This is a genomic window from Burkholderia sp. Tr-20355 (assembly GCF_017104685.1).
GTDB classification, from domain to species: Bacteria; Pseudomonadota; Gammaproteobacteria; order Burkholderiales; family Burkholderiaceae; genus Burkholderia; species Burkholderia seminalis.
Window position 1 is genome coordinate 36,108 of record NZ_JAAGPK010000057.1, and the last position, 10,984, is coordinate 47,091.

Annotated in this window: 10 protein-coding genes and 1 pseudogene; 5 read left to right on the forward strand and 6 right to left on the reverse strand. The window is 68.4% G+C overall.

Going from position 1 to position 10,984, the window contains the following annotated elements:
* Window positions 1-2: 2 nt before the first annotated feature.
* From G3N62_RS17060 to G3N62_RS17070, 3 genes and pseudogenes are all read right to left on the reverse strand, one after another.
* Window positions 3-1,928, reverse strand: a complete 1,926-nt coding sequence (locus G3N62_RS17060) for an SMP-30/gluconolaconase/LRE-like region family protein (RefSeq protein WP_034190587.1) — start codon at window positions 1,926-1,928, stop codon at window positions 3-5.
* 445 nt (window positions 1,929-2,373) lie between these two features.
* Window positions 2,374-2,804, reverse strand: a pseudogene (locus tag G3N62_RS17065) (GFA family protein).
* Window positions 2,805-2,901: 97 nt separating this feature from the next.
* Window positions 2,902-4,095 (reverse strand): porin, encoded by a 1,194-nt coding sequence (locus tag G3N62_RS17070; protein ID WP_059557455.1) that lies wholly within the window; start codon window positions 4,093-4,095, stop codon window positions 2,902-2,904.
* A 304-nt stretch (window positions 4,096-4,399) separates the two neighbouring features.
* Here G3N62_RS17070 and G3N62_RS17075 point away from each other — a divergent pair, with 304 nt between their 5' ends.
* The 4 genes from G3N62_RS17075 to G3N62_RS17090 all read left to right on the forward strand — a co-directional run bounded on the left by G3N62_RS17075 (window position 4,400) and on the right by G3N62_RS17090 (window position 7,085).
* Window positions 4,400-5,032 carry a LysE family translocator gene (locus tag G3N62_RS17075; protein ID WP_034190590.1) on the forward strand — a complete coding sequence of 211 codons (633 nt, stop codon included), beginning with the start codon at window positions 4,400-4,402 and terminating at the stop codon, window positions 5,030-5,032.
* A gap of 12 nt (window positions 5,033-5,044) precedes the next feature.
* Entirely contained in the window at window positions 5,045-5,581 is a 537-nt protein-coding gene (locus G3N62_RS17080) for a GNAT family protein (protein ID WP_124671059.1), read from the forward strand.
* A gap of 100 nt (window positions 5,582-5,681) precedes the next feature.
* Window positions 5,682-6,416, forward strand: coding sequence for a metallophosphoesterase family protein (locus G3N62_RS17085; RefSeq protein WP_124671060.1), 735 nt, complete (start codon window positions 5,682-5,684; stop codon window positions 6,414-6,416).
* Between the two features lie 57 nt (window positions 6,417-6,473).
* On the forward strand, window positions 6,474-7,085 hold the full coding sequence (locus G3N62_RS17090) for an alpha/beta fold hydrolase (protein WP_034190593.1): 612 nt from the start codon (window positions 6,474-6,476) through the stop codon (window positions 7,083-7,085).
* A gap of 84 nt (window positions 7,086-7,169) precedes the next feature.
* Here the strand turns inward: G3N62_RS17090 and G3N62_RS17095 are convergent, their stop codons facing one another.
* Window positions 7,170-8,492, reverse strand: coding sequence for an ATP-binding protein (locus tag G3N62_RS17095; protein ID WP_124671061.1), 1,323 nt, complete (start codon window positions 8,490-8,492; stop codon window positions 7,170-7,172).
* On the reverse strand, window positions 8,489-9,229 hold the full coding sequence (locus tag G3N62_RS17100) for a response regulator (protein WP_206141261.1): 741 nt from the start codon (window positions 9,227-9,229) through the stop codon (window positions 8,489-8,491). The genes G3N62_RS17095 and G3N62_RS17100 overlap by 4 nt, the downstream gene beginning before the upstream one ends.
* Window positions 9,230-9,455: 226 nt before the next feature.
* On the opposite strand from G3N62_RS17100, the gene G3N62_RS17105 reads away from it, so the two are divergent.
* Window positions 9,456-10,037: a thioredoxin family protein gene (locus G3N62_RS17105; protein ID WP_034190596.1), complete on the forward strand. Its 582-nt coding sequence runs from the start codon at window positions 9,456-9,458 to the stop codon at window positions 10,035-10,037.
* Between the two features lie 62 nt (window positions 10,038-10,099).
* On the opposite strand, the gene G3N62_RS17110 is transcribed toward G3N62_RS17105, so the two are convergent.
* Entirely contained in the window at window positions 10,100-10,738 is a 639-nt protein-coding gene (locus G3N62_RS17110) for an FMN-binding negative transcriptional regulator (protein ID WP_124671062.1), read from the reverse strand.
* Between the last annotated feature and the right edge of the window lie 246 nt (window positions 10,739-10,984).

Sequence of the window (10,984 nt, forward strand, 5' to 3'; positions counted from 1 at the left end):
GGTCACGGGCGCCAGCGATAAACGACGATGTTCGACCCGTTGTAGTTGTCCTTCGTGATCACGTACTCGCCGGTCGAGCGCAGGTAGGCACGCACGCCGTACATCGAATCGACGTCGTTGCCGACGTCCATCGCCGACGTGTTCGAATTCGTCAGCGTCGTGACGAGCGCGCCGGTGTTCAGGTCGAACACGTCGATGTTCGGCACCGTGTGCACGTAGCCGACGAACAGGTAGTGGCCGGCCGCCGCGATCGATTTCGGGTTCGCGCTCGTCAGGTTGATCACCGGGTTCGGCGCGCTCGTGTTGCCGTTCTTCCATCCGTGATAGACCTCGATGTGCCCGTTCATCGCGGTCCAGTCCCAATTGCCCGCGAGGCCCTGCGCGAGGATCATCGTGTCGCTGTCGGCCTGGTAGATGATGCGCGTGACCGGCGCGACGCCGGTCGGCACGGGCGTCGTCGTCGGCTTGCCCCACGACGGCTTGCCGGTCGCGTCGAAGCCCGTCATCGGGTAGCGCGCGATCACGTTCGATCCGTTCAGCCCGGCCCACACATCGCCGTTGCCGTCGATGTCGAAACCGGCCGTCACCTGCAGCGTCGTGTTGAACGGCTTGCCCGGCAGCGAACCGGCCGGGATCGCGATGTAGCCGCTCGCGGTGTTGAAGTAATAGAAGTTGAAGTTGCCCGGGTTCTGGCCCGACGCGACGAGGATCCGGTTGCCGCCGACGTTCACGAGCTGGCCGAAGTGCTGGCCGCGCTGATAGTCGTTCATGTCGAGGCGCGGGTCCTTCGGGTAGGTGAACGGGTCGACCGTGTTCGCGACGAACGTGCCGCCCGCGGTGCCCGTGTACACGTTGTTGCCGCTGAAGAACAACGTGCCGTCCGTCACCGGATCGGGCGCGGCGATTCCCTCGAAGTTCAACGCCTGCAGCTTCCATTGCAGCGTGCCGACCGGGCTGTACGAATGCAGATCGGTGCTGCCGTTGCGGCCGAGATCCCAGCCGCCGCCCCACGCGTTGTTCAGCACGTACAGGTTGCCGGCCGCATCCTTGCCGAGCGCCGCGACGCGCGTGAAGCGCTTGTCGCCGACCTGCCCCTTGATGCCCGTCGTCGTGTCGAGATAACCGCCCTGCACGCCGAACGTGCCGACCTGCACCGGCATCCCGGGCAGCCCGCCGTACACCTTGATGTTCATGTCGGGCCCTTCGTCGCCCACCATCAACTGGCCCATCGACGCATCGAAGTACAACGACGCCGGCCGCGCGCCGGCCGCCATCTGAAGCGTGTTCATCGCCGCACCGGCCGCGCTGAACTGCGCGACGACGCCCGCGCTCTTGCGCGCGACCCACAGATTGCCGGCCGCATCGAGCGCCAGCGCGCCGGGACCCGTGACGCCGATGTCGCGCTGCCACACGCCGTCGGTCGTATAGACGCGCACGCGGTTGCCGTAGAAGTCGCTCACGTACAGCAGGTTGCCGCCCGTCGCGAGGCCCGTGATCACGTCCGCGTACTGGATGCCCGTCCACGTGCTGACCGGGATGCGCAGGTCGCGCTGGTTCGAGCTTCGGTTGTAGCGCCCCACCGAGCCGCTGCCGAACGTGCGGTTGTAGCCGAGCGCGACGAACAGCGACGTGGCATTGCCGGTGATCGCCCCGCCCTGGAATTCGTCGTGGATGCCGATCGTGCCGAGCGGCTGGCCGTTCTGGTAGATCGCGACGCCGCCCGCGTTCTCGTCCCAGCGCGACGCCGTGTAGATCACGCCTTCGGGCGCGACCCACATCGAGCGTGCGCCGTTGCCGACGTGGGCGGCCAGCGTGCCGTACGTGTTCGCAAGCCAGTCGGTCGAGTATTGCGCCTGCGCGTGGCCCGCCGGCGCCAGCAGCGCCATGCACATTCCCAGCAACGCCGCGCGGATTTGTTTCATTGACATGAATAATGCTCCCAGACGAACAATGGTCGACACTGTAAATCGCGGCGCATGAAATATTGGTGATTCAGGCAAATGCGCATTCGCCGTTACTCCGAATTATTCACTCCACGCCTTTTGCCGTCCGGCGCTTTTTCGTCAACGATCGCAAAATCTGCAAAACCGCGCCACGACGGCCTGACGGTCACGCGATCTCGACGTATACGCCGGCATTTTCTTCCGAATCACCCGATACAAATGCGTCATTTTTCCTTATATGACCGCATTGCCTTTTCATCCCGGAATTCTTTTCGATTATTACAAATAGAAATTAAAATGAAAGGAGAAAAATATTATTCGATGCGATCGGCTGTTCGCGATTTCGCGCGCGGAAGGGAAAACGGGAGGGAAAGGAGGAATGCGGCGGGAAAAACCGCGCGCGGCCGGACCGGCACGCGGCGGCGATCGCTCAACTTGCCGGGTCGAGCGTCGGGCCGCCCCAGCCGTCGACGTATTTCGGCAGCGCGTCGGCGACGTCGATCACGCGTGGCCCGTAGAACAGGTGCATCGACGGTTGCAAGTGGTCCGGCAGCGGCCCGCCATGCGCACGCGCGGTCAAGCTGTTCGGCACGACGCGCATGCCGGGCCGGTTCGTCCCGAACACGATCTCGCCGCGCGATGCGCACCACGCCCGTGACATCGACATCGACGGATGCGGGAACGTCGCGTGACCGCCGTCGATCGTCACCTGCTCCGGCGGCCATGCAGTAGCCGACAGCATCGGCGTGCCGTAAAAATCGCGGCACGTCGCGCAATGACAGTTCGCGCGCGCCGCCCGCTCGCCGCGCAGCGTGACCGTCACGGCACGCACAGGCAGCGCGCGGAAAGCGTTCGGGTCATGTCGTCTCCTCGAAAAGGGAGGCGACGGTATAGGAGCATGCCGGCAACGATGCCCGCAGCAGCAGTGGGCCCCGTTGCCCGCGCAACGATCGCCGCGTCAGAACTTCTGGCGCAGCCCGAGGCTCACGATCGCCTGCGATCGCGAATCGGACGAATGACCGTTCGCCTTGTCCGACACCGAGGCGGTCGCGGCCACCGGCCGGCCGAGTGCGTCGAGCGTCGTGCCAGACGCATGCTGGTACGCGCCGAGCAGGTACACGCTGGTGCGCTTCGACAGGTCGTACACGGCGCCGAGCGTGACGTTGTGATACTGCGCACGGTTGTCGATGCCGTCGACGTCGCTGCCGCGCGTGTAGCTGTAGCCGGCAAACAGCTGCGTCTGCGGCTGCACGTTCCAGCGCGTGAACACGCCGGCGACGTTGAACGTCGCATGCCCGGAGAACAGCGACTGCGCGCCGCCGCGGTACTGCACGTTGCTGTAGTTCACGCCGACGACGGCCGGGCCGAAGTCGTACGTCGCCCCCGTCGCGATCACCTGCTGCGATTGCGCGCTTGCATAACCTTCGTTGATCGACGAATTGAACAGGCCGTCGTCGGTGCTCTGCCACTTGCCGGCCGTCGGGTCGGTCGCGCCCGTCTTGCTGTTGTCCGAGCGCTCGTAGCCGACGCCGACGCGCAGCGGGCCAGCCGCGTACGCGGCGCCGACGCTCCACGTGTTGCGCTGCTTCATGCTCCCCGGCTGGCCGCCGAAGCCGTACAGCGCGCCGAACGTGAAGCCCGAGTAGTTCGCGCTCGTGTACTTGATCGAGCTGTCGACGCGGGCGGTCTGGTCGAGATCGTCGATGTCGCCCGGGTGCGCGCCGAAGCCGCCGATGAACGACGACGGGCCGACCGGGCTCACGAAATCGTCGAGCGACGTGTACTGACGGCCGAGCGTGATCGTGCCGTAGCGGTTGCTGCCGACGCCGACGAACGCCTGGCGACCGAACTGGCGGCCGCCCTGGCCCGACGTGCCGTTCGCGATGTCGAAGCCGTTCTCGAGCACGAACAGCGCGCGCATGCCGCCGCCGAGATCCTCGGAACCCTTGATGCCCCAGCGGCTGCCGGACAGGTTGCCGGTCGTGAGACCGACGCTCGAATGGCCGGTGTACGCACCCGCCGAGCCAACCCGTTCGTTGCTGCGGTAGGTCACGCCCGCGTCGACGATGCCGTACAGCGTGACGGAGCTTTGCGCGGCGGCGATACCCGCGAGCGAGAGCAGCAGCGGCGCTGCGATCAGTTGCTTGTTCATGATGTTATGTCTCCGGGCGTCGAACCCGTTGTTCTGGCTGACTGTTGCGAGTAGCGCGCACGGGCGCCGACATCCGCCGGCGGTGCGAGGCCGGCCGCGTCCGCGCGCGACGACGCGGCGGGCATGCCCGCTGCGGCCGCCATGGTAGTTGGAACCGGTTCCGACCCAAAGCGGAATAATGACAACAGTTTTTTGCCAAAATCGAGATAGTCGCGACACGGCCGTCGTTGATCGCTGCCGCGCCTGTACAGCATGGGGCGGCGCCCCCGATAATCGAACGCACCCTTTCCCCAGGAGTGCCGTCATGCATGAAACGACCCTGCTGATCTTCGCCGCCGTCGCGTTCGTCGGCATCGCGACACCCGGCCCGACCGTGCTGCTCGCGCTGACCAACGGCTCGCGTTACGGCGTGCGCCGCGCGGCCTATGGCTTCGCGGGCGCGATGCTGTCCGACGTCGTGCTGATCGTCGCGGTCGCGCTCGGCCTCGGCGCGCTGCTGATGGCATCGGCGTTCTGGTTCTCGGTGGTGAAATGGCTCGGCGCCGCGTACCTCGCGTATGTCGGCATCCGGCTGCTGATGTCGAAGGGTTCGCTCGACGTCGCCGCCGCGTCCGCCGGCGCGGCGCCCGATCGCAACGCGTCGATCTTCGCGAAGAGCTTCCTGACCGCTGTCACGAATCCGAAGGGCTATCTGTTCTTCTCCGCGTTCCTGCCGCAGTTCCTCGATCCGTCCGCGCCGCTCGCGCCGCAGTACGTCGCGCTCGCGGTCACGTTCGCGCTGCTCGACGGCGTGGTGATGTTCGGCTACGCGCTGCTCGGCGCCCGCGCGGTGCGGCTGCTGAAACGCGCGGGTGCGCTGTGGCTCGAACGCACGTGCGGCGCGATGCTGCTCGCGCTCGCCGGTTCGCTCGCGCTGTACCGGCGCCATGCGGCATAGAAGCCGGTCGCGATGAAAATCGATCGACCGCCCCGCTCCGGCTTCCCCGGCCTGTCGCTCCGGCAACTCGACCGCGCGGACCTCGACGCGTGGTACGCGTACCTGTCCAACCCCGACGTCTTCCGCCACACGAGCTGGAACCTGCGCGCACCCGACGATCTGCTGCCGCTGTTCGACAACATCGAATCGGCCGACCCGGATTCGATCCGGCGTCTCGCGATCGTCGACACCGCATCGGGCACGCTCGCCGGGACGGTCGGGCTGCATACGGTGTCCACCGTGAACCGCTCGGCGGAGATCGCGTACGACCTCGCGCCGTCGCACTGGGGGCGCGGCATCGCGAGCGCCGTGTGCGAAGCCGTCACCGCATGGGCGTTCACCACGGGCGGCTTCATGCGGATGCAGGCCGTCGTGCTGACCAGCAACGCGGGCTCCGCGCGCGTGCTGCAGAAGTGCCGCTACCGCTACGAAGGACTGTTGCGCGCCTACAAGATGGTGCGCGGCACGCCGGGCGATTTCGCGATGTACGCGCGCCTCGCGACCGACTGACGCACCGTACGCGGCATCGCGCGCCGGTGCCATGATGCGATTGTTGGACGACCCGCGCCGAATTGGCGACAATCGCCGTTCCCCTCATCGACGCTCCGCCATGAAGATCGCCGCGCTTTCCGACATCCACGGCAACCTCGCCGCGCTCGACGCGGTGCTCGACGACGTCCGCCGCCGCGGCGCCGACGTGATCGTCAATCTCGGCGACATCGTGTCGGGCGCGCTCCATCCGGCCGAAACGGCCGACCGCCTGATCGCGCTCGATCTGCCGACCATCAAGGGCAATCACGAGCGGCAGTTGCTCACCTGCGACCGCGCAGCGATGCGGCTGTCCGATCGCTGGGCGCACGACACGCTGCGCGACGACCAGCTCGACTGGATCGCCGCGCTGCCCGAACGCATGACGCTCGACGACGACGTATTGATGGTGCACGGCACGCCGGCCAGCGATCTCGTCTACTTCCTCGAGACGGTCACGCCCGACGGCTGCCGCGCGGCCACGCCCGACGAAGTCGCGCGGCGCGCGGGCCACGAAGCGGCGTCGCTGATCCTGTGCGGCCACACGCACGTGCCGCGTACCGCGAAGCTCGACGACGGCCGGCTGATCGTCAACCCGGGCAGCGTCGGGCTGCAGGCGTACGAGGACGACCTGCCGCATCCGCACCGCATCGAAACAGGCTCGCCGCATGCGCGCTACGCGATGGTGTCGCGCACGGCGGCCGGCTGGAGCGTCGAATTCCATGCGGTCGAATACGACTGGCACACGGCCGCCGTCACCGCGGCCTCGCGCGGGCGCGACGACTGGACCGTCGCGCTGCGCACCGGCCGGTGCTGAGACGCACGCGCCGCGCCGCCGCCCCGCTTCACGTCCCTTTCAGGAAAACCGAACGCCATGCCCGTTCCGTCGCAACTGCTCTTCCTGCCCGGCGCATCGGGCAGCACCGCTTTCTGGCAGCCGCTGGCCGGCCTGCTCACGCATCCGGCCGAACGGCGCATCGTCGCCTATCCGGGCTTCGGCGACACGCCGCGCGATCCGGCCGTCGACGATTTCGACGGCCTCGTGCGCGATGTCCTCGAGAAGATCGACCGGCCGACCGCCGTGATCGCCCAGTCGATGGGCGGCGTGATCGCGATGCGCGCGGCGCTCGACAAGCCCGGGCTCGTCACGCACCTCGTGCTGACGGTCACGTCCGGCGGGCTCGACATGGAAGGGCTCGGCGCGCAGGACTGGCGGGCCGGCTTCGCCGAAGCGAACCCGCAGTTGCCCGACTGGTTCCTGACGTTCCGCGCGGACTTCTCGCGGGACATCGGCCGCATCGCACAACCGACGCTGCTGCTGTGGGGCGACGACGATCCGATCAGCCCCGTCGCGGCCGGCCGGCGCCTGCTCGAACGGCTGCCCGATGCGCGGCTGCATGTCGTGGCGGGCGGCCGGCACGACCTCGCGGCCGTGCATGCGCAAGCGCTCGCCCCGCTCGTCGACGCGCATCTGCAGCGCACGTAACGTTGCGCGCGCCGGCATCCGCTTCCGTCCGCGCTTCAGCTTCGGCGCGCACCCGGCACCGCGACGCTCACGCGCCGCGTCGGCTCACTCCGCGCGCCTCAGCGTGAGCCGTGCTTCGAGCCCGCCGCCATCGGGCCGGTTGTTCAGCGTCAGCGTGCCGCCCATCGCGAGCGCGAGTTGCTTCGCGATCGCCAGACCCAACCCCGTGCCGCCCGTGTCGCGGTTGCGCGACGTCTCCACGCGCCGGAACGGCTCGAATACCGCGTCGAGCTGATCGGCCGGAATGCCGGGCCCGCGGTCGAGCACGGCAATCACCGCGCCGCCGTCCGGCGCGGCCTGCACGTCGATCTCGGCCGCGCCCGCGAACTTCAGCGCGTTGTCGACGAGGTTGCCCACGATGCGGCGCAGCGCCTTCGGCCGCGTGACGAGCGCGAGCGGCGCGCGGCTGTGCAGCGCGACGTCCTGTCCCGCATCCGTGTAGTCGCACACGATGCTGTCGAGCAGCGCGTCGAGATCGATGCGGCGCGCGGCTTCCTCGGTGCCGTGCAGCGTCCGCGCGTACGCGACGCCCTCCTTCACCAGGTGCTCCATCTCGATCAGGTCCTGGCGCAGCTTCGCGCCCTGCGTGTCGTCGTCCATCACGTCGACCCGCAGCCGCATGCGCGTGATCGGCGTCTGCAGGTCGTGCGAGATCGACGCGAGGATCTGCATGCGCTCGGCCATGTACTGCGCGATGCGGTCCTGCATCGCGTTGAATGCCCGGGCGGCACGCGCGACCTCCGACGGCCCGCCTTCGTCCAGCCGCTCGCCCTTCAGGTCGGGGCCGAGCGCGTCGGCGGCCTGCGCGAGCTGCTTGAGCGGCCGCGTCGCGAGCCGCACCGCGAGCCAGCAGCACGCGGCCAGCACCGCGAGCTGCAGCACGAGCACGACCGGCAGCCAGCCCGACAGCGGCACCGTCGACATCGGATGAATGTCGATCGTCAGCGGCGACCCGTCGGTCAGGCGCAGGTGCACCTGCAGATGTTCGCGATCGCCGGGGATCGCGTTCGCGGTCAGCGGGTAGTCGCCGCCGATGCCGTCCGAGATCGAACGCTCGACGCGCGCCGACAGCCGCGCTTCCGGCGGCGTGCCCGTCTCGCCGGGCCCGAGGATGAACGCATAGCTGCGCCGCGCGAGACGCGGCAGCCACGCGGCGCGCTCGGCCGGCGGCAAGTGGTCGAGCAGCGCGACCGAACTCGCGACCTCGCGCTCGATATAGCCCATCATCAGGTTGGTGGTCGCCTGGTCGCGCTCGGTGACGGTGAGCCAGAACGACAGCGTCTGCGCGAGCGCGAGGCCCACGCACAGGATCAGCGCGAGCCGCGCGAACAGCGAGCGCGGCCAGTGCCACGGCGTACGCGCGCTCATGGCGTACCGTCGACGGCGGTCACGGCCGACGAGAACACGTAGCCCTCGTTACGCAGCGTCTTGATGTAGCGCGGTTCGCGCGCGCCGTCGCGCAGCCGCTGGCGCAACCGGCTCACGAGCAGGTCGATCGAGCGGTCGAACGGGTCGGACTGCCGCCCCTGCGTGAGGTTGAGCAACTGGTCGCGCGTCAGCACGCGCTGCGGGTTGTCGAGGAACACGCGCAGCAGCCGGTATTCGGCGCCGCTCAGCGCGACCAGCGTGCCTTCGGCGTCGAGCAGGTGGCGCCCGGTCGTGTCGAGCCGCCATTCGCCGAACGCGAGCATCTCGGCCGTTTCCGTCACCTGCATGCCGGGCGGCAGCATGCGCGCGCGGCGCAGCACCGAGCGGATCCGCGCGAGCAGTTCGCGCACCGCGAACGGCTTGGCCAGGTAATCGTCGGCGCCCATCTCGAGGCCGATGATGCGGTCGGTTTCCTCGCTGCGCGCGGTCAGCATCAGCACGGGTACCGTGCGGAACTTGCCGGCCCGCAGGTCGCGGCACAGCGTGAGACCGTCCTCGCCCGGCATCATCAGGTCGAGCACGATCAGATCGGGCGCGCCGTCGTCCAGCACGTTGCGCATCTCGCGGCCGTTCGCGGCCAGCGACACGCGCATGCCGTTCTTCTCCAGGTAGTCCGCGATCAGTTCGCGGATCGCGCGATCGTCGTCGACGATCAGCACGTGGTCGATCTTGTCCATGAGTCGTGGTCGGTGTCGTAGTTCGGGCAGGCGATGTCCGCTGTTATACCGCATGGCAGGCGCGCGTTTGTATCCCAATGTATCGCGCGGCCGCGGCGACACACAACATTGCACACGCGCCGCCGGCCGGACACATCGCGGATACGTCGGCGCCGCCTAATGGGGCCTGTCGAAACCCGTCCGGCCGCCGCCGTCCAGCCGCGGCCACCCCGCTCAGGAGAACGCCATGCTGCCCCGACTCAAGACCGCCGCCATCGTCATCGCCCTCGCCGCCACGGCCGGGCTCGCCGCCTTCGCCGGCACCCGCGACGACGCGGGCATGCCGGCGTCGCTGGCCGGCACGCCGGCCCCCGATTTCACCGGCATCGACCGCTGGCACAACAGCGCGCCGCTGACGCTCGGCCAGTTGCGCGGCAAGGTCGTGCTCGTCGATTTCTGGACGTACTCGTGCATCAACTGCATTCATACGATTCCGTACGTGAAGGAATGGGACCGGAAGTATCGCGACCAGGGGCTCGTCGTGGTCGGCGTGCACACGCCCGAATATCCGTTCGAACGCGATGCGAAGAACGTCGCCGAGGCGGTCAAGCGCTTCGGCATCTCGTACCCGGTCGCACAGGACAACCGCTACGACACGTGGCGCGCATACGGGAACCAGTACTGGCCCGCGCTGTACCTGATCGATGCGAACGGCAAGGTCGTCTATACGCGCTATGGCGAAGGCGGGTACGACAAGACCGAGGCCGCGATCCGCGGGGCGCTCGCGCAGGCCGGCACACCGGCGAAGGATGCGACGCGCACGCAGTGACCGGCGCGGCGGGCGCGGCGCGCATCTGCACATGCGTGCACGCCCGTCATGCGCTCACTCGCTCACGTGCGTTTCGCGTCCGCCGCCGCGAGCATCGCCTCGCCGATCGCGAGGTTGCCGTCCGCGATCAGCGCTTCACCGGCGCCCCGGATATCGGCCCCGGCCTTGTTCTGCCCGAGCTTGCGCTTGCCGACGAGCCGCGTGATCTCGATCCGCAGCCCGACGATCGACTGCACCATCGTGTCGATGTAGTCCTTCGGCGCGTCGCCCATCTTCCACGGCACCGGCTGCGACGCCTCGTGCGTGCGCGTCAGCCGCGCGACCACGCCGCGCACGAACTTCTCGTCGTCGCGCACCGTGATGCGGCCGTGCGCATGCACGACCACGTAGTTCCACGTCGGCACTTGCCGGTGCGCGACGTGCTTGCTCGGGTACCAGTTCGGCGAGATGTACGCGTCGCCGGCGCGGAAAATCACGAGCACCTCGTCGCCGTCCGCGACGTCCCGCCAGACCGGATTCGCGCGGGCGACGTGCGCATGCAGTTCGCCGAGCCCGCCATCGTCGGGCAACAGCTCGAACGGCAGGTGGTTCGCGTCGAGCCCGTTCTTGCCCTGCGTGATCAGGCTGCCGAACGGATGCTGCACGATCAGCTCGCGCAGCGCGTCGGGATCGGGCTCGTTGAAATCGGCGGGGACGTACATGTCGGCTCCACGGTCGAACGGGATGGGAAATGGCGCGGGCGCAGGCCCGTCATGCGGCGATTGTGACCCCAAACTGGTTTATGCTGTAGAGCCGGTTTAGAACAATTTCAGCAGACCAGAATCATGGCAAGAACGGCCCGGATCGTCGAAATCCCGTCGCTCGGCACGCTCGACCGCGCGGCCGGCGACCTGAGCCGTCAGCTCGCGCAGGCGCTGCGCGACGCCGTGCGGCGCGGCGACGTCCGG